General features: G+C 62.3%; 13 protein-coding genes and 4 pseudogenes. 15 read left to right on the forward strand and 2 right to left on the reverse strand.

Annotated features, from left to right (window positions below; translation table 11 throughout):
- Window positions 1–239: 239 nt before the first annotated feature.
- The 9 genes and pseudogenes from NHF48_RS01060 to NHF48_RS01100 all read left to right on the forward strand — a co-directional run.
- A pseudogene (locus NHF48_RS01060) lies at window positions 240–836 on the forward strand (SLC13 family permease); the annotation flags it as partial.
- Between the two features lie 298 nt (window positions 837–1,134).
- Window positions 1,135–1,911, forward strand: coding sequence for an SLC13 family permease (locus tag NHF48_RS01065; RefSeq protein WP_263816609.1), 777 nt, complete (start codon window positions 1,135–1,137; stop codon window positions 1,909–1,911).
- Window positions 1,912–2,010: 99 nt separating this feature from the next.
- A pseudogene (locus NHF48_RS01070) lies at window positions 2,011–4,309 on the forward strand (FdhF/YdeP family oxidoreductase).
- A gap of 324 nt (window positions 4,310–4,633) precedes the next feature.
- Window positions 4,634–5,587, forward strand: coding sequence for a mechanosensitive ion channel family protein (locus tag NHF48_RS01075; protein ID WP_253069758.1), 954 nt, complete (start codon window positions 4,634–4,636; stop codon window positions 5,585–5,587).
- 33 nt (window positions 5,588–5,620) lie between these two features.
- Window positions 5,621–7,183, forward strand: a complete 1,563-nt coding sequence (locus NHF48_RS01080) for a DUF389 domain-containing protein (protein WP_253069759.1) — start codon at window positions 5,621–5,623, stop codon at window positions 7,181–7,183.
- Complete coding sequence (locus tag NHF48_RS01085; protein WP_253069760.1) at window positions 7,180–8,451, forward strand: cation:proton antiporter; 1,272 nt, start codon at window positions 7,180–7,182, stop codon at window positions 8,449–8,451. Before NHF48_RS01080 ends, NHF48_RS01085 begins: the two co-directional genes overlap by 4 nt.
- Before the next feature lie 62 nt (window positions 8,452–8,513).
- Window positions 8,514–9,422, forward strand: a complete 909-nt coding sequence (locus NHF48_RS01090; RefSeq protein WP_263816579.1) for a DUF2254 domain-containing protein — start codon at window positions 8,514–8,516, stop codon at window positions 9,420–9,422.
- Complete coding sequence (locus tag NHF48_RS01095) at window positions 9,388–9,855, forward strand: DUF2254 family protein (RefSeq protein WP_253069762.1); 468 nt, start codon at window positions 9,388–9,390, stop codon at window positions 9,853–9,855. The genes NHF48_RS01090 and NHF48_RS01095 overlap by 35 nt, the downstream gene beginning before the upstream one ends.
- Window positions 9,852–11,135 (forward strand): hypothetical protein, encoded by a 1,284-nt coding sequence (locus NHF48_RS01100; protein ID WP_253069763.1) that lies wholly within the window; start codon window positions 9,852–9,854, stop codon window positions 11,133–11,135. Before NHF48_RS01095 ends, NHF48_RS01100 begins: the two co-directional genes overlap by 4 nt.
- A gap of 259 nt (window positions 11,136–11,394) precedes the next feature.
- Here the strand turns inward: NHF48_RS01100 and NHF48_RS01105 are convergent, their stop codons facing one another.
- Window positions 11,395–12,177, reverse strand: coding sequence for a glutaredoxin (locus tag NHF48_RS01105; RefSeq protein ID WP_253069957.1), 783 nt, complete (start codon window positions 12,175–12,177; stop codon window positions 11,395–11,397).
- Window positions 12,178–12,248: 71 nt separating this feature from the next.
- On the opposite strand from NHF48_RS01105, the gene NHF48_RS01110 reads away from it, so the two are divergent.
- The 5 genes and pseudogenes from NHF48_RS01110 to NHF48_RS01135 all read left to right on the forward strand — a co-directional run bounded on the left by NHF48_RS01110 (window position 12,249) and on the right by NHF48_RS01135 (window position 16,531).
- Entirely contained in the window at window positions 12,249–12,668 is a 420-nt protein-coding gene (locus NHF48_RS01110; protein ID WP_253069764.1) for a MerR family DNA-binding protein, read from the forward strand.
- Between the two features lie 80 nt (window positions 12,669–12,748).
- Window positions 12,749–13,270 (forward strand): annotated as a pseudogene (locus tag NHF48_RS01115) (glycoside hydrolase family 97 N-terminal domain-containing protein); the annotation flags it as partial.
- A 25-nt stretch (window positions 13,271–13,295) separates the two neighbouring features.
- Window positions 13,296–14,675: a glycoside hydrolase family 97 protein gene (locus NHF48_RS01120; protein WP_342454542.1), complete on the forward strand. Its 1,380-nt coding sequence runs from the start codon at window positions 13,296–13,298 to the stop codon at window positions 14,673–14,675.
- Between the two features lie 97 nt (window positions 14,676–14,772).
- Window positions 14,773–15,219 carry a DUF2231 domain-containing protein gene (locus tag NHF48_RS01130; protein WP_342454532.1) on the forward strand — a complete coding sequence of 149 codons (447 nt, stop codon included), beginning with the start codon at window positions 14,773–14,775 and terminating at the stop codon, window positions 15,217–15,219.
- Window positions 15,219–16,531, forward strand: a pseudogene (locus NHF48_RS01135) (PQQ-dependent sugar dehydrogenase). Before NHF48_RS01130 ends, NHF48_RS01135 begins: the two are co-directional and overlap by 1 nt.
- A gap of 87 nt (window positions 16,532–16,618) precedes the next feature.
- Here NHF48_RS01135 and NHF48_RS01140 read toward each other — a convergent pair.
- Window positions 16,619–17,938, reverse strand: coding sequence for a mechanosensitive ion channel family protein (locus NHF48_RS01140; protein WP_253069767.1), 1,320 nt, complete (start codon window positions 17,936–17,938; stop codon window positions 16,619–16,621).
- Window positions 17,939–18,591: 653 nt separating this feature from the next.
- On the opposite strand from NHF48_RS01140, the gene NHF48_RS01145 reads away from it, so the two are divergent.
- On the forward strand, window positions 18,592–19,575 hold the full coding sequence (locus NHF48_RS01145) for a hypothetical protein (protein WP_263816580.1): 984 nt from the start codon (window positions 18,592–18,594) through the stop codon (window positions 19,573–19,575).
- Window positions 19,576–19,660 lie beyond the last annotated feature (85 nt).

Consider the following 19,660-nt stretch of genomic DNA (forward strand, 5'->3'; position numbering starts at 1 on the left):
TTGCGCTTTCGCATGCGTTCTTGCGGTACGGAGGAGTTGGCAACGCTTATCGGTTTGCCTGCGCGTCAACCCGGCCGATATTCCGAACGCCCCTCGAGGTGTTCGTCGCGCATAGAAGGTTCGACGATGTGACGACGCCGCAGATCCTGTCCTTCATGTTGATCGCCTGTACGGTAGCAACGTTCGCCTGGGGACGGTTCCGCTACGATCTGGTCTCAGTCGTCGCGCTCGTTGTTGCGATGGCCATTGGTATAGTACCTGTGAAGGCTGCATTCACCGGCTTCACCAGCGACGTTGTCGTGATCATCGCATCCGCTCTCATCATCAGCGCGGCGATCGCGCGATCGGGCGTGATTGAAACCGCGATCGCCCCGGTGCTGGCACGGCTCAAGTCGTTGCCGGCGCAGGTACCAGCACTGGCGGGAGCGACCGCGATTCTGTCGATGCTGACAAAGAACGTCGGCGCGCTCGCGATCCTGATGCCGACCGCGATCAAGCTCGGGCGTTCCGAAGGAAGCTCGGCCTCGGCGCTCTTGATGCCAATGGCCTTCATGTCGCTGCTCGGCGGTCTGGTGACGCTGGTCGGGACGTCGACCAACATCATCGTCAGCCAGGTCCGCGAGGAAACAATCGGGCGGCCGTTCGGAATGTTCGATTTCGCGCCCGTTGGGTTGTCCCTGACCGCCTTGGGCTTTGTCTTTGTCAGCGTCGGCTGGCGCCTGCTACCGCGCGACCGACAGGGTAATACGCCGATCGAAGAGAGTGCGGCCGACGCCGCGTATGCGACCGAGGCTACGGTTCCCGACACGCTTGATGATACGTTCAAGACGATCGCCGATCTCGATCTGGCCAATGACGGCGTGACCCTGTCGGCGATTGAGTGTTCGAATGCCGAGCGGATCGAGGCGGACGCGGATGCGCCGTTGGTCGCAGGCCAGATCCTCATCCTGGAGGGGGACGACGAAGCCCTTGCCAGCCTGTTCTCACGCTTGCCTCTGTTGCCCGTGCGGCCCGACAATGACGTTGAGAAGGCCAAGCCCAATGAGGAGGTGCGATCGATCGAGGTGGTCGTGCAGCCGGATTCGCCGCTGATCGGTGGATCTGCCCGGCGCACGCGGATGCAGGACGAATACGGTGTCAAGCTTCTCGCAGTCGGTCGGCGCGACGAGCGGATTACCGAGCGACTGCGCGAGATCAGCATCAAGGGCGGCGACGTGCTGCTGCTGCAGGCGGGCGAGTCCGCATTGCCCGATTTCGTCCGGTCGTTGTCGCTGCTGCCGCTTGCGGAGCGCCGCGTGCAGCTCGGCAATACGCGCCAGCGCTTCGGGCCGATCGCAATCCCTCATCGTTGCCATCCTCCTGATTGCGTTCCACGTCGTTCCCGTCGTCGCCGGGTTCTTTGGTGCCGCGGTCGCCATCGTTGCGGTTGGCGCGCTGCCGATGCGCGAGGCGTACGGCGCGCTCGAACCCGAAGTGCTCGTGCTAATCGGCGCGCTGACACCGATCAGCGAGGCGGTCCAGCATACCGGCGGCACCGGGCTGATCGCCGCGGGTCTGTCACACATGCTGACGGGTATTCCCGCGCTGATGGTGCTGGGCGTGTTGATGATGACGGCGATGGCATGCTCGCCGTTTCTCCATAACGCGCCGACCGTGCTGGTCCTGGGGCCGATCGCGGTGCTGGTGGCGAAGGGGCTACACCTTAACCCGGATCCATTCCTGATGGCTGTGGCGACGGGCGCCGGGTGCGATTTCCTGACCCCGATCGGGCACCAGTGCAACACGCTGGTTATGGGGCCGGGCGGCTACCGGTTTGGCGATTACTGGAGGCTGGGTCTGCCGCTGTCGTTCGTCGTCATCGTGTTTGGGACGCCCTTGATCGCGTGGTTCTGGCCGCTGGTCGGGCAATAATATGGTTGGTGACAAGCGCGGCGAACAGGCACAGACATTCGATGAGGCATAAGCCAAATGAATCCAGTTACTAAGTCGCAACACGCAAGGATGTCAGGCATGGCCGACCAGAAGGATCTTCCGCACGATTCTGGACCCGCTGGTGGGTGGGGCTCGATGAAAGGGATTTCGCAGATTTTTGGCGAGACCTGGCCTGCGGGTGGCGCGGTGCGCAGCCTTGGTCGCCTGAACAAGCCGAAGGGCGTGATGTGCGTGTCCTGCGCATGGCCGAAGCCCGCAAACTATTCGGCGTTCGAATTCTGCGAGAACGGCGCGAAGGCGACGATGTGGGAGCTGACCAAGGCGCGCTGCACACCAGAATTCTGGCAGGATGACGCGCACACGGTCACAGCGCTGCGCGACTGGAAGGATCACGATCTCGAAAAGACCGGGCGGCTGACGCATCCGCTGCGCTATGACGCCGCAACCGATCGCTACGTTGCGGTCAGTTGGGAGGATGCGTTCGCGGCGATCGGCGCCACGCTCCAGTCGATCGATCGCGAGAGCGCGGTGTTCTACGCGTCGGGCCACGCCGGACTCGAGGCGTCGTATCTCTATGCGCTGCTGGCGCGGACCTATGGCAACAATAACCTGCCACAGAGTTCGAACATGTGTCACGAGACGACGTCGGTCGGCCTGACCAAAGTGATCGGCTCGCCGGTCGGGACGATCGTCTGGGACGATCTGGCCGAAACCGACGCGTTTTTCTTCTTCGGGCAGAATCCCGGCACCAACAGCCCCCGGTTCCTGCATCCGCTCAAGGACCTGAAGGATCGCGGCGGCAAGATCGTCACGTTCAACCCGGTGATCGAACAGGGTCTGGTGTCGTTCGTCGATCCGCAAAGCCCCGCGGCGATGCTGACCGGCAAGGAAACCAAGATATCGGATCAATATCACCAGCTGAAGGCGGGCGGCGACGTCGCCGCGATCCTCGGGCTGTGCAAGTGCGTGGTCGAGGCCGACGACGCGGCGCAGGCGGCGGGCAAGGCCGAGGTGATCGACCATGCCTTCGTCAAGCAGCACACCACTGGCTTCGACGACTTCATCCAGTCGTGCCGCGACGTGAGCTGGTCCGAGATCGAGCAGGAATCGGGGCTGACCGAAGCGGCATTGCGCGACGCTGGTCAGGTCTACATCGCCGCCGAAAAGGTGATCGGCGTGTACGGCATGGGGCTGACCCAGCACACGCACGGCGCGCTCAACATCGCGATGCTGGTCAACCTGTTGCTGCTGCGCGGCAACATCGGCAAGCCTGGTGCGGGCTGCTGCCCGGTGCGCGGGCACAGCAACGTGCAGGGCCAGCGCACCGTCGGGATCGCCGAGAAGGTTAAGCTCGTGCCGCTCGACAAGCTCAAGGAATTGTTCGGCTTCGATCCGCCGACCAAGGACGGCATGAACATCGTCGAGGCGGTCGAGGGGATGTTCGCGGGCAAGGTCCGCGCGTTCGTGTCGCTCGGCGGCAACCTGGTTCGCGCGGTGCCCGACCAGAAGCGCATGGAGCAGGCGTGGGCGGCGCAGGACCTGACCGTGATGATCTCGACCAAGCTCAACCGCAGCCATCTCTTTCCCGCCAAGCAGGCGTATATCCTGCCGTGCCTCGGCCGGTTCGAGGTCGACGAACAGGCGACCGGCAACCAGTCCATCACCACCGAAGACAGCTTCTCGATGATCAGCGCGTCGGTCGGTCACACCGCGCCGGTATCGGACATGGTCAAGAGCGAGCTTGCGATCGTGACCGGCATCGCCAAGGCGGCGGTGGCGCCATCCGCGGGTCTGAAATGGGACGAATGGACGGGCGATTACGGGCTCGTCCGCAACCTGATTGAGCACACCTATCCCGACGATTTCCGCGACTTTAACGCGCGGATGTACGAGGCTGGCGGCTTCTACCGCGGCAATGGCGCGCATGAACGGATCTGGAAGACGCCCGAAGGCAAGGCGGTGTTCACGGCGCCCGGCCAGCTGAACTCGCTCGGGTTTAAGGATGCACCGGGGCGCTACCGGTTGATAACGATGCGATCGAACGACCAGTTCAACACGACCATCTATGGCTATTCGGATCGCCTGCGAGGGCTGGAGGGGTCTCGTGACATCGTGTTGATGAGCCCCGAGGATATCGAGGAGCGTGGGCTCCATGATGGCCAGAGCGTGACGCTGGTCACCGATGTCGACGCCGATGCCGATGATGGGCAGGACCGCAGGCTCGGGGGGGCTGACGCTGACAGCTTACAAGCTACCGCGCGGGACGATTGCGTCCTATTATCCCGAGTGCAACGTGCTCGTTCCGATCGGCCATCACGACCAGCTGTCGAAGACGCCGGCATCGAAATCGGTGCCGGTGCGGGTCGAGGCGGGCTGAGCGCTCGGCGGGCTATATTCAGACGGCGGAAATGCATACCGGCGCGACGCGGCATCAGCCCGCACACGCCGGGCAACGATCCGCGCGCGCTCATTGTCTCAGTGTTGTCCGCGGCCTTTGCCATCTTGGCGACGCCGATCAGATACCAGCCCAACACGATGGTGTATGCCGCGGCTGATTATTGCTTCTCCGAGTTCGTGAAATTCGGAGAAGCAATGAATATGACCGGTGGTTTGGCCCCCCTGCTTCGCGATTAAGTGGCTCATCCGATAAGCAAGCCGTAACGCCAGCGGAACAACACTAGCGACAACCCGTTCGCTATAGATGCAGCCCGTCACGCCTCCGCCGGTTCGAAATCCGCTCGATCTGATCGTCGCCAAGCTTCACGTCGCGTCGAACGACTTCTTCCTTCAACTACCGAATATCCTCGGCGGTATCGTCTTCGTGCTGGCGGCGTGGTTCATCGGCAAACTTGTTGCGAACGGCCTGCGCAAGGGCTTTCATCACAAAGGTCTGGTCGATCTGGGCGGGGTGCTGTCATCACTTGTGTTCGGCCTGATTGTCGCCGCCTCCGTTTTGATCGCATCGGTTATTATCTTTCCGAGCGTGCAGCCCGCGACGATCATCTCCAGCCTCGGCATCGGTTCGGTTGCGATCGGTTTTGCGTTCAAGGATATTCTCCAGAACCTGCTCGCCGGCATCTTGTTGCTGACCAACCGGCCGTACCGGCGCGGCGACCAGATCGTGGTCAAGGATTTCGAGGGCACGGTCGAACACATTCAGAGCCGCGCGACGCTCATCAAGACTTATGACGGACGGCGGGTCATAATACCCAATTCGGACGTCTATACCTCGCCCGTCATCGTCAATACCGCGTTCCCGACGCGCCGTAGTCAGTTCGACGTCGGCATTGGCTATGGCGACGATCCGGAAGAGGCCTGTCGGATCTTTACCGAGGCGATCGCCAAGGTCGACGGCGTCGAGGCGGACCCCGCACCCGAAGTGCTCCCCTGGGGACTTGCTGACAGCTATGTCACGTTGCGCGCACGCTGGTGGACGGAATCCAAGCGGACTAACGTCGCGCACATCCAGGCGCGCGTGATCCTCGCGCTCTATAAGGCCGCGAAGGAAGCGGCGATCGACCTGCCGTATCCGACCACCGTCATGCTGTTCCACGACCAGAGCGAAGCGACCGACGGCGATCGGAAGGCGCAGCGCGAAGGATGGCCTGCAGGGGGCGAACCCGCCTCCGCGTCGAGGCCGCGGCGCAGAGGGTGACGTTCCTATGACCGCGGGGCATAAGCCCGAGGGATGAATGGTATTGCAGTCGAACGTTCCGATCTGACCGATCGCTTGGCGCGACTGGCCCTGTACCGCTGGTGGCGCAGGTCGGTGGTAGCGCCGGTCGATCATGAATCGGTGATCGCCAGGATCGTCGAGGAAAGCGGCTGGTCGCCGCGCTATGCGTTCATGACGATGATGTCGGCGGGTATCGCGGTACTCGGTCTGCTGCTGTCGTCGCCGGCCGTGGTGATCGGCGCGATGCTGATCTCGCCGCTGATGAACCCAATTCTCGGCTTCGGGTTCAGCCTGGCGCTCTTCGATTTTCGCGAGCTGCGACGATCGCTCAAGGCGTTGGCGCTCGGGGCTATCGTCGCGGTGTTGTTCACCGCGCTGATCGTCACGATCTCGCCGCTTCAGGCGCCGACTGCGGAGATCGTCGCGCGGACCAGGCCAAACTTGTTCGACCTCGCGGTCGCGCTGTTCGCGGCGTTGGCGGGCAGCTTCGCGATCATCCGCGGCCGCGGCGAGACGATCGTAGGCGTCGCGATTGCCACTGCATTGATGCCGCCACTCGCCGTCGTCGGCTACGGCATTGCGACACGCAACATGCCCGTGGCAGCGGGTGCGTTTGCGCTGTTCGTCACCAACTTCATTACTATCGCGCTGTCGGCGACGGCAATGGCGCGGTTCTATGGGTTCGGCCATCATTTGTCGCGTCGGCAGAGCTGGATGCAGACGATCGTGTTGCTGCTGGTGTTCGTTGCGATGGCGATCCCACTGGGCATATCGCTCAACAGGATCGGTCGGGAGGCCGTGGCCGTCTCGCAGGCGCGCTCGCTGCTGACGGCCAGGTTCAGCGACGAAGCGCGTGTCACGCAAGTCGATCTCGATTTCACCGCCGATCCGCTGGTCGTGCGCGCGGTGGTGATCACGCCGCGCGGCAAGATGCAGCAGACGCCGATGATACAGGCGGCGCTGATGGAGACGTTGGGCCGGCCCCTCCGGCTCGATCTCGACCAGATCCTGCTCGAGCCGGGGGCAGGGGCGCTGGACGCGCAACGCGAGGAGCTTCGCCAGGCCGCCGATACTCCTAGCCCCGAGGCGCAGCGGATGACGTCGCTCGTCAAAATGATTGCGCTTGTGACCGGTATCGCGGCCGACGACGTGACGATCGACCGTGACCATCGCCGCGCGACGGCGTCGGCCGCAGCGTTACCGGGTGCTACCGTCGCGACCTATCGGACGCTGGAAGCTCGTTCTGCGGCTGAAACGGAGGGCTGGTCTGTGGTGATCGTGCCACCGCAGGGGCCGCTGCCCGAGATCGCCTTTGCGGATAACGTCGATGCACTCGACGGCACTGCGCGATCAGCCGTAGCGACATCGATTTGGGCAGCACGGCGCTGGAACATACCGGCGCTGGGCGTGCCCGGCCTGCCGGCGGGCGCGGCACCGGCAACCCCCAACCTTACTGAACGCCGGGCGCTCGCCATTGCGACGATGATCCGGGGACAAGGCATCAAGCCCGTTCCCGCACCGCCGGCAGGCCAGCGCTTCGCGCTCGTCACCGGCGTAACGGCTATCGCGCAGTGATCGGCGGCCTGGCGCTCACGCCGTTCGATGCCGCTGCGATCCTGATCGTGCTGGCAGCAGCACTCGGCTATCTCAACTTTCGATTTCTCAAGCTGCCCTCGTCGATCGGGCTGACCATCATGGGCGCGCTCGCCTCGCTGATCGTCGTCGGGCTCGACCGGGTGTTTCCGGGTGCGGGCTTCGGTCACGACGTGGTGCAATTCATCGCCGGGATCGATTTCCAGACAACGTTGATGGACGGGATGCTCTCGTTCCTGCTGTTTGCCGGCGCGCTGCACGTCGACTGGCACGAGATGGCGCGCGGGCGCTGGCCGATCCTCGTCCTCAGTACCGTCGGCGTTGTGCTGTCGACCTTGCTGGTCGGCGGTGGTTTCCTTCTCCTGTCCCGCGCGATCGGCTTCGAATTGCCGGCGATCTGGTGCTTCGTGTTCGGTGCGCTGATCAGCCCGACCGATCCGGTGTCGGTGATGAGCGTGTTGAAGCGCGCCGACGTCTCGCCCGCGCTGGAGGCGACCGTCGCAGGCGAGAGCCTGTTCAACGACGGTGTCGGCGTCGTCGTCTTCTCGATCCTGCTAGCGTCCGCCGTATCGGGCGAACCGTTCTCGATTCTACATGGCGTGCAACTGTTCGCGATCGAGGCGGGCGGGGGCATCCTGCTCGGTCTCGCAATCGGCTGGATCGCCTATCGCGCGATGTGCTCGATCGACGACTATAAGGTCGAGGTGATGATCAGCCTGGCGGTTGTCATGGGTGGCTATGCGGTCGCGCGGCCGCTCCATGCGAGCGGCCCGGTGGCGATGGCGGTCGCGGGGCTGATCATCGGCAACGCCGGCGTCGCGCACGCGATGAGCGATAGGACGCGCGACTATCTGCATAAATTCTGGGACCTGATCGACGACATCCTCAACACCGTGTTGTTTCTGCTGATCGGGCTGGAGGTGGTGACGATCCCCGGTGATTTGCGCCTACTCGTGCTCGGCGTTGCGGCCATCCCGCTAGCGCTCGCGGCGCGCTCGCTGTCGGTCATCCTGCCGCTGCGCGCGATACGCCCGAAGCATCGCTACGGCCTCGTCGCGCCGGTCACACTGATCTGGGGCGGCCTGCGTGGCGGCATCTCGATCGCGCTCGCGCTAGGTCTTCCCGATGGCCCAGCGCGGTCGGTCATTCTCGCGGCGACCTATGTCGTCGTCCTCTTCTCCGTCATCGTCCAGGGCGGCACCATCAAGCGCGTCCTCGAATATCTGACAGCCAAGGAAACGACCCGATGAGGGCACGATTGCTCCGTTTCGCCAATCAATTGCGCGAAAGCTATTGGTTCGTCCCGACGGTCATGGCTGTCGCGGCTCTCTTGCTCGCCGCCGGCATGGTGTGGCTCGACAGCCATCATGCGACGGACTGGATGGACCGACTGCCATGGCTCTATGCGGCTCGCCCGGCTGGGGCACGCAGCCTGTTGTCGTCGATCGGCGGGTCGATGATCGGGGTCGCCGGTACGACCTTCTCAGTGACGATTGCTGCCGTCGTCTATGCCTCGGGGCAATATGGGCCGCGGCTGCTGAGCAACTTCATGTCCGATCGCGGCAACCAGGTGACGCTCGGCACATTCATCGCGACCTTCCTGTATTCGCTGATCGTCGTGCGGACGATCCGGTCGCCGGGCGAGGCGGCGGGCGAGCCGGCGTTCGTCCCGCAGCTCGCGGTCCTGGTCGGCGTGCTCCTAGTCCTGTGTTCGATCGCGGTGTTGATCTACTTCATCCATCACGTTCCCAGTCGCATCCACATCAACAGCGTGATCGAACGTATCGGCGATCGGCTTATCGCCGAGATCGATCAGCGCTTTCCGGTGTTCGTCGGCAAGCCACTCGACGAACGCGAGGACGCTGATCGCATCCCCGAAGCATTCCGCCCCAATGCCAACGCGGCCGCAGTCGAGCGCCGGGCTGTCATTCGTGCCAAGCATACCGGCTACATCCAGTTGATCGACGACGAGACGCTGCTCGGCACAGCCCGCGACAACGGACTGATACTGCGGCTGCAATACCAGTCCGGTGATTTTGCGCATCGCGGCAGCGTTCTGGTCGAGGCTTGGCCCGCTGAGGCGCTGGTTGAGGATGCGCAGACGGCGCTACGCACTGCGTTCGCGATCGGCTCGCGACGCACCGGCATGCAGGATCTGCGCTTTCTCATCGACGAACTGGTCGAGATTGCAGCACGCGCTCTGTCTCCGGGGGGTCAATGATCCGTTTACCGCCAATTCCTGTCTCGACTGGCTCGGGGCGGCGCTGTCCGATTTAGCACGGCGGGACCTACCGTCACGGCTGCGGGCTGACGACGATGGGCAGTTAAGGGTAATTGCGCATCCGTTGACCTTCGCCGGGTTCATCGACCGAGCATTCGGTGCTTTGGCGCAATACGCGTCCGCCGACATGATCGCGGGCAAGCGGTTTCTGGCCGCGCTGGGGGACGTAGCGCTTAGCTGCGACGCCCTATCGCGAGTTGCGGTCCTCGCCAAGCAAGCGAGCCAGTTCCGCGACCTCGCCGATGGCGCGCTGAAGGGCGCGAACCGCGATGCCGTTCTCGAACGCGCCGACGAGTTGCTGCGCGCGCTCACGCAACCCGATTACAAACGCCGGCTGCGCGATAGTCAGGCCTGGCTAGGAGGCACCGCATGATTGTCGCCATCGCACTCGTGGTCGCCCTGATCGTCACGCTAGCGCTCACGTTCAGCAAATTCGCGCGGAGCGACGCATGGCGCGCGACCGTTACCCCGCTTGCCTCGATCATCGGGTCAGGTTTCCTGATCTGCGGCCCTTTGCTTGCACGCGAGTTCGGCAGCGCCGCGATCCTAGCAATGGCGACCCTGCTGGCGATCGCCTACGCTGCTGGCTGGGTGATCCGCTTCAACATCGTCCACGTCGAAAACCACCTCGCTAAGGCACCGTTCAACGATCCGATCGCCTGGACCGCACGTATAACTCAGGGCGTGCTCTCACTCGCCTATGCGGTATCCGTGGCTTATTACCTGAAGCTGCTCGCCGAGTTTTCGCTCAAGCCAGTTACGATCGACCCGGCGTGGCAGCCGGTCGCCGCCAACGTCATCGTGACCGTCATCATCGTCCTTATGACCCTGCTCGCGCTAGGTGGCAGCCTCAGACGGGTAGAGCATCTTGCGCACGGCACGGTGTCGATCAAGATCGGGATCATCGCCGGACTCCTCGTCGCGCTGGGGATCGCTTGGGCATCCAACGGCATTACGGACCCGTTGCCGCCAGTTCGCCTTTCCTGGGCTAGCATCCCCATGCTGCTCGGCCTGATCATCACCGTGCAAGGGTTCGAGACGTCGCGCTATCTCGGGCATGACTATCCACCTGAGATGCGGATCCGGACGATGCGGCATGCGCAGTGGATTGCCTCGGGGATCTACCTCGCCTTCATTGCGCTGCTTACCCCGTTCCTGTCGCGCGCGGCGGCGACCGAAGGCGTTGCCGGGATCCTCGACATCATGGAACTGATTGCACCTGCGATGGGTATCTTCGTCCTTATCGGCGCGGTGTCCAGCCAGCTGAGCGCGGCGGTCGCGGACTCGATCGGCTCGGGCGGGCTGGTTAACGAGGTCTCACGCCGCAAGATCAGCGTGCCGATCGCCTTCACGCTGGCGGGCGCGCTGGCGATCCTCGTCGTCTGGCTGACCGATCCGTTCGAGGTCGTCGCGCTCTCATCGCGCGCGTTCGCGCTGTTCTACGCGATGCAGTGCGTGCTGGCGTTGCTCGTGTCGATCAAATCGGGGGGCGGGGACCATCCCACAGCGGATTGGTTTCGTCGCGATCGGCCTCATCTGCCTCGTCGCCGTGTTCGTCGGCGCGCCGGCGGAGGGCTGAGCCACGGCGAGGACGACCCGGCTCCCGCCCACGTCCTCCTGAAGCGGCACGGGCCGACAGCGCCGATCTGGTAACGGCATGTCGCGATCCTTGGGGGCGATTACGATCGGCATCGTTTCGCTGCCGTTTGCCGCATCTCCAAGACCACCGCGAGCCGTGGCCTGATGATGCCGCTCGTCGCCTCCGCACTGATGGCCGGCTTCGTAGTACAGACAGTGTCGAAAGTGCGGCTATCTCACGTGCCGTCGTAAGAGTTTTTGTCGGGCAACGCGTCGGCGAGACCTTTCGGCCATGACTGGCGGAGTGAGTTGCCCATGGCCCATTACCCAGCGCCTAACCAGTAATTGCCGTCGCGCCCATCAGAAGCGCCATCGTTACCATCATGACGTTCTCGGTCAGCGACACGAACCCGAGTGGCACGTTGCTACTGCCCCCGACACACGCGCATTTGAGATCGCGCTTGTCGATATATACGGCCTTGTACACCGATGCCGCCCCAATCCCGCCGATGACTAGCGCTACGGGCGCCGAGAACCAGGTCAGGATGCCAGCGAGCATCAGGATGCCCGCGGCCAGTTCGGCAAACGGATAGACATACGCATAGGGGACATAGCGACGGGCTAGGAGGTCATAGCCGAGGAACATCGATGAGAAGCGCTCAAGATCCTGTAGTTTGAGCATCGCAAGCAGGCACATCGAAACCGCGATGAAGCGGCCCGCGCCAAGCAGGCCAATCAACGGCACACTGGTCAGTGCATTGATGGCAAGCGTGAGCAGTGCAGCTACCGCAAATACCGCAACGACCGGCGTGTACGGCGTGGCCTTGGGATCAGCGACACGCAGTCCGAAGTAGCGGCGCAGGGCGTCATAGCCACCGATCCGTTCGCCCTCGATGAAAATCTGTGGTGTCGTCACAACGCCATATTTGGCCTTGAGGGCGTCTTGCTCGCCGCGGGTCGTCAGCCACCGGTCATCGACGGCATAGCCCTCATGTTTCAAAAGATAGCGTGCCTTAAGGCCGAACGGACAGACATGTTCCGGCATCACCATCCGGTACAGAACGGCGCGTTTCAAATCTGTTTCAGTAGCGTGAGCAAAGTCGGTTGGCCTGGACATGGCGGCTCCTTGGGTAACGTCGATGACTACCCATATGGGGTCCGTACCACGGTACGGAATCAAGAGGTGTCATGACGACGATCGCAGGACTGGCCCGCGCAGGTGGGGTCGGCATCGAGACGGTCCGCTTCTACCAGCGGCGCGGACTGCTCGCGACCCCTGCGCGACCAGAGAAGCTCGGGCTTGGCAGCGGGGTCAGGCGATACGGGTCCGAGGACATTCGCCGTCTGCGTTTCATTCGTTCGGCCCAGACCGCCGGCTTTACGCTCGAGCAGATCGGCGAGCTCCTCTCGCTAGATGCGGCGACGGATCATGCGCGGGCGCGCGGCTTGGCGACGGCGCAACTCGCGGTGCTCGATGCCAGGATCGAAGAACTACAACGCGCCCGCGCCGCGCTTCATCATCTGGCAGAAGCGTGTGCGGGGACGCGTGCCGGTCTCTGCCCGATAATCGAGGCGTTCGATGCGCCAGCGCTCGAGGACGCCTTGTAAACCTCTTTAACATGACTGGCGGGACACGCGGTAATCGGACATGGGGCGGGACTATTAACCGCCTGGAGCACGCACCGTCCATGTTGAGAACAAGTGCGTTCGCGCTGGGGCTTGCCATAGTGTCGAGCAGCTGCACGCAACCCGGTCAATCGACAGCCGGGCTCTCACCGGACGGGGCTATCGGGATCACTGCTGGTATCTCGCCAGCGGGCGCGTTCCAGGTCGCGATCCGTCATCGTGGAAAAACGCTGGTCGCTCCGTCACCCGCAGGGATCATGCTGGCGGACCGTCCCTTCAGGGCGCTCGCAGAGACCGCGCGCGAAACCATCGTTCCTGCGACCGGCTGCACGGGAGAGCGGGTCAGCGCCCGCGAAACGGTTCAGAATGGTCGCCAACTCATCCTGGAAACGAGCGCCTGCAATGACGGTGCCGCCTTCCGGCTCGTCGCTCCGGCGCGCCCGGGGGCAGATCCATGGCGTATCGCTGGCGAGAGCACCCGCTTCGTCACGGCACGCAATGACGCCTGCCTGGGGGTGCGCCACGCCAAATTCTTCAACAGCCACGAGGGCGATTATCGGCCAGTCCGCCTGCAGGCACTGAAACACGACGATCTCGTGGATCTGCCCCCTGACGTGCGCGACCGGAACGGCGGGAGAAACCTACGCGCTCACCGAGAGCAATATCGAACATTATGCCGCAGCCTATCTGACGGGCACGGTAACAGGCGATGGCGTCTCGATCCGCCTGACTCCGCGCCCCGACGATGATCGCCTGGCGGTGGTCCTGCCAGCTGAACAGCGGGTCACGACACCGTGGCGCATCGTCATGATCGCCGACCGCCCCGAACAATTGGTTGAGAACAGGATGGTCCAGCGCCTCGCGGCACCGTCGCGGATCGCTGACACGACATGGATAAAGCCTGGCAAGGCCGCGTGGGGGTGGTGGTCGGGGCTGCTAGCCCCCGATATCCCGAATGCGGGGCACAACATGGCGACCTACCGGCGCTATATCGACTTCGCCGGGCGCATGGGGCTGCGCTACTACGTCATCGATCAGGGCTGGGCATCGAGGCCGACGGGTGAGGGCCAGCCCGCCGATGTACTGACGCCGTCTGATGGCATCGACGTCCCCCAACTCGTCGAATATGCCCGGCGTCGCGGCGTGCGAATATGGTTGTGGACCGACTGGAAATCACTCGACGGCCGCTTGGATGCGGTACTTGCACAGTGGCAGGCCTGGGGGGTGGCGGGAATGAAGGTCGACTTCATCTATCGTCAGGATCAGGCGGTCGTCGGCTTCTACCACCGTCTTCTCGCCACGGCTGCCCGGCATCGGGTGCTCGTCAACATCCACGCTGCGTTCGTGCCGCGTGGACTGGAGACAACCTATCCAAACTTCCTCACCCAGGAAGGGGTGATGGGCAACGAGTATAATCGGTGGAGCCGCAAGGTCACCGCTGGCTATGACGTCCGCGCCGCTTATACACGCGCGACGATTGGGCCGATGGACTATACGCCGGGCGGGTTCCGGAACGTCACGCCGGCCGCGTTCTCGCCGCAGGCGCCCGCTCCCGAAGTCATGACGACGCGGGCACACCAACTGGCGCTCTTCGTGCTCTATCCCAGTCCGCTGACCAGTCTTGCCGATGCGCCCGTTGCTTACCGGACGGCCGATGGACGCTGGGCGCGAGGCGTGTCCTTCCTTCGCATGGTACCCACAACATGGGACGAAACACGTGGCATAGCAGGTTCTCTAGGACAGTGGATCGCTGTCGCCCGCCGCAAAGGGTCGCGGTGGTATCTGGGCGCGATAACCGACGGCACGGCGAGGACCGTTTCCCTGCCGCTTGGTTTTCTGGGGAGCGGACGATGGACAGTTCGTGCATGGGCGGATGGCGCATCGCCGACTTCGATCGATGAACGGACGGGTGAGGTCAACGCCGGCGGTCGACTGAGCGTAACGCTTGCAGCCAATGGCGGCGCTGCCTTCATGTTCGAACAACGCTGAACTGTAGTGATCTAAAAGGTCGCTCGGCGGAACGTGGTATCATACCGGACGTAGTAGCATTGCATTACGCATCTGCGCGTCGTCATTCGGAGGCTTCATGCCGTTACAATCTCCCCGACCCTCCGTCAGCGCTCTGCATCCGCTACACGTATTGCTTGGCGCATATCCGATCGCGTTCTTCAGCGGCGCCTTTCTGACCGATATCATCTACCTGAATACCGCGGTGATGATGTGGGCGAATTTCTCGGTATGGCTGATCACTGGTGGACTTGTGATGGGCGTTGCCGCAGCGATTGTCGGGATTGGAGAAGCACTCTTCTCGCGTAACAAGTCGTCCCTGCGGCCGGGCTGGTTTCACTCCGTCGGGAACGCGGTCGTTCTCGGACTTTCGCTATGGAACGCGTTTGTTCATAGCCGAGATGGATGGACATCAGTCGTTCCGACCGGAATTATACTTTCGGGCATTGTCACGGTGCTAGTCGTTATCGTGAACTGGCTAGGCACGTCGCACACCATACGTCAGCTTACGGGGAGCGTTCGATGATGCGCGGACTTGCTATTGGGTCTTCCGTTCTGGCGTTAGCCGCTTCCGTTCTCCTTTCTGGCTGTGGCCGTGATCCGGCGCCTGCATCAACGCAGATCGGTGCAAACCCGCGCCTACCTGCGCAGCAACAATATCTCTTGCCGCCAATGAAAGTTGCGCCGGTGTCGAGTTGGCAACCGAACGAAACGCCGACGGTCGCCGCGGGCATGAAGATAGCGGCGCTAGCGACGGGACTTGAGCACCCACGCCAGCCCTACGTACTTCCCAACGGCGATATCCTGATCGTTGAGGCGAACGGACCGGGTTACGAACCGATCACCCGGCCCAAGGACCTGATCATGGGGTGGGTGCAAAAGTACGCTGGCGCAGGCGCCAAGGGTGGCAATCGTATCACGTTAATCCGGGATGCGGACGGCGATGGCAAACCCGGAGCTGAAGACCGTCTTTTTAGACCACCTCGTGTCGCCTTTCGGCGTCGCGTTGGTGGGCAACGATCTGTACGTGGCGAACACCGATGCGATCGTTCGATACCCCTATGTCACCGGCCAGACCAGGATTACTGTGCCAGGTCAGGTGCTGACCGAGCTTCCCGGCGGGCCGATCGATCATCACTGGACCAAAAGCCTCGTGGCGAGCCCTGACGGCTCGAAACTCTATGTCGGGATTGGATCGAACAGCAACATCACCGAGAACGGCATCGGTGAAGAGCGCGAGCGAGCCGCAGTGTGGGAAGTGGATCGCGCTAGCGGAGCCCACCGAATATTTGCGAGCGGCCTCCGCAATCCCAATGGCCTGTCATGGGAGCCAACCACAAACAAATTGTGGGTCGTTGTCAACGAGCGCGACGAGATCGGTCCCAACCTTGTTCCCGACTATCTCACCTCCGTAAAGGACGGTGCCTTTTACGGATGGCCGTACAGCTATTACGGCCAGCATGTCGATCCGCGCGTGATGCCGCAGCGTCCCGACCTGGTCGCCAAAGCGATCGCTCCTGATTACGCGCTGAGCAGTCACGTCGCGCCATTGGGACTAACCTTCTACACCGCGGGCAAATTGCCCGGATACCAGGGCGGGGCATTCGTCGCCGAGCACGGTAGCTGGGATCGTGCCCCCCTTCAACGGCTATAAAGTCGTGTACATTCCCTTCGCCAATGGCCGGCCTGCTGGGAAGGCTCGTGATGTCGTGACAGCGTTTCTTGACAGCGACGGCAAGGCACGAGGCCGCCCGGTTGGATTGGCGGTAGACCGCACAGGTTCGCTGCTGGTTGCGGACGATCTTGGAAATACGGTGTGGCGGGTCAGCAGCCGCTGACCCTTGCTGCGGAAAGGCAATTTCGCGTCGCAGTCGCTTGACGCCGAAACTGCCGTTCGGAAGACCGCGAGGTTGAAGCCGGTTTGCCTACTCGTTCTCCGTCGAGACGTCATTGCGCGGTGGAACGACCGGAGTCGAACTTTCCGTCGATGGGGCGTGAAACCGCAAATCGCGCTGAGGCACCGGCATGGTTACGCCGTGTTCCTTGAACAGGTCCCATATGCGAAAGAAGACATCGCTCGTGACGTTTCCTACTCCCGCCTCCGGACTGTCGATCCAGATTCGTAGGTCGAATTCGACCCCGCTGTCGCCGAAGGCCTTGATCCAGCATACCGGCGCGGGTTCGGTGAGCACGCGTGGTGAAATACTGGCGGCTTCAACAGCGAGCCGTTGGGCCAGCCTCAAGTCGCAATCGAAAGACACACGAAATCCTACATGAACCCTGACGTCCCGGCTCGAGAAGGACCAGTTCTCGACTTCGTCGGTCATCAGCCGTTCGTTCGGGATCAGATGCTCCTTGCCGTCCCGGGTCAGGACCGAGACAGCGCGAACACCGATCTTGTTGACCCAGCCGAAGGTATCACCAACTGCGATGACGTCGCCGGGCTTGATTGAGCGGTCGAGCAGCAGGATCAGACCTGCGATCAAATTACCGAGCGTTTTTTGCAGGCCGAAACCGATCGCCAGCCCAAACGCCCCCGAGAAAACTGCCAACGCAGTAAGATCTATGCCCAGCAGGTCGATCCCGACGAAGATAGCAACGGTGACGACGGCGATCTGAGCAAGCTTCTGGAACAGTACCCGTTGCGCTGCATCGAGCAGACGTGCCCGGCTAATCCAGCGCAGGATAAAGCCGAGCAACGCGCGGGCGGCAATGAACAAGAATAGCGACAGGCCAACCGCATTGACGACGTCAAGCAACGAGATGCGGCGGGTGCCTACACGCATGTTGGCGCGGTCTAATCCCGCTATGAGCGGCGCCAGACCACCCAGGCGACTTGCAAGCACGATAAATAGCAACGCGGCTGCGATCAGCGATGCAGCCCGGCTCTGCAGTCCGAGCGAACGGGCAATCTCGTACGCAAACGCCGCAACGGCGATAGCGAGGCCCGTGGCGAGGAGGAGATCCGCTCCTTGGTCCAGCCCGCGGACGCCAAGGAAAGCTGCCAGGACCATCGCTGTTACGCCAGAGCGTGTAAGTGCCATCAGTCTCGATGAAATTACGTCGGCCTGCCTCGGTGCCAAGGCAGGTAAAAGGTAACGGCAGGCAAGACGTGCTGCGAGGACGCCTAGAAGCAGCGCGGTGCTCAGGATCGCGGCAGCGGCAATCAGGTCATGAAACGGGAGCGCGGTCCAGCCGTCCAAATAGGTCTGCCACCAGGCATCGTGTTCCAATCGGCTCTCCATTGCGAACTCCCCAGCTTCATTTGCCGCAAAGCCCGCCTAGGTGTTAGCCAGACTTTGCAAGCGGGTCAGCCGTTGTGGACATGATGACTACGTGTCTCAAGTAGCGTTGCCATCTGCAAACCATGCGAAGCAGCCGCTGTTAAAACGGCCCGCCCCCAGGGTCAGCCAAGGGCGAGCCGACCAGCCGCTCTTTCCGGGAGTAGGCTGGCACAGGATAAACACGCTGCGGCTCTACGGGTTCAAATTAGTCGGCGGCAATGCAATGCGCGAAATGGCCAAGTCCATCGAAAAGGCACCGTGCCCACTGCCCACCGCAGCCCTGTCCGAAAACACACGATAGTCGCCAATCGGGGTTAGCGACGGCGTTTTGCGACGATTGAGGGGCTCCCGTCCGAAAACACCTGTTTTTCGCACAATGGTGATTACGACAGGGTTTTCCACACACCGGGCCGCTGAATACCGACAATGTAGAGGAAAGCTGCCCGTCTGATTATTGGGAAGGCACATGGCTTATTGCACGTTGCTTGATGCTGCGGCCTTTCTCAAAAAGGATCCCTAAATGCTAACGTTAAATTTGATATTCGACTGCGCAGCTTTCCAGGTCAGTTCGATACCGTTACGACTGATCTCATTAGATGGGGATCTGGGGGAAAATGACACTACGTACCGTTTCGGTAGCAGCATTGGCGTCGATTTCGATGTTCGTCGCGAGTGCCACGCCAGTCGACGCTCAGTTCGGCATTTTGGGGGGGCTGGCAAAGAAAGCCGGCATTTCGATGCCAAGCCTGCGCAAAGAGCCTATCTCTACCAGCTTGGCGGATGCCCGGTGGGGTGACCCCAGCCAAGACAGCTTCGTTCCACGTATGGCGAAGCGTGAGTTGTCCGGGTTGCAACATACTCCGAGCGGCGGTGTCATCCTAGAACCAGGATATTTCAGCTTCAACGGTCAGAGCTATTGCTTGCATGCCGGCACGCACGGTCCAGGAAAGGGCGATGGCTACCTGTACGGGCCAACGCTTGGTGCCGCTAAGGATGCAGTGATTACGATTGTTCGGAACTCGGTTCAGCATCCCGAGATCGATCAGCACACGATACAGGGGCTGCTATGGGCGATCCTGTCTCGCGCCAAGATCGAGGATCTATCAAGCGAGCAGAAGATCGCTGCGGCACAATTGCTGCCCCCCCGCCAGCTCGCCGGGCTGAACCGCGGTGTGTTCGATATGCTGGCAACCGGCCCGATCGCGGACAACCTTCCACGACAGGTGCGCGCCGCCATGCAGGCTGAGGCTGACTTGCGCCGTATGCTGGTGACGCCAGGAACCAGCTATAGTGAACTGGAGCGGGTCGCAGTGTTGGCTGGGATGGCGCCGTTAGGTGAGGGTAGCATCGGCGTGCCTACTGGGCGGTGGAGCCACCATCCTGACGGCTACTGGATCCGCTATTTGCCCAACAGCTATTCGAACACCGTTGTTGAGATTTGGGTGCCGACGAACTCGCCGGGTATCGGTAAGGAATACGACCCAGCTACCCACATCGCGGTTCCCGGCAACACGTCCCGGCAGAGGCTGATACAATCAGGACGAGCTTACGGACGCTCGTGGCTGATACAATCAGGACGAGCTTACGGACGCTCGTGAGTGCCTCGATCAAGCGTTTTGAGGAAAGCGTGAAATCGCATCGGAGCAGATGGTCGTTCGCGCTGAGAGGTCATGGCTGGCCTAT

It is taken from the genome of Sphingomonas sp. H160509, from assembly GCF_024124765.2.
Classification (GTDB): domain Bacteria; phylum Pseudomonadota; class Alphaproteobacteria; order Sphingomonadales; family Sphingomonadaceae; genus Sphingomonas.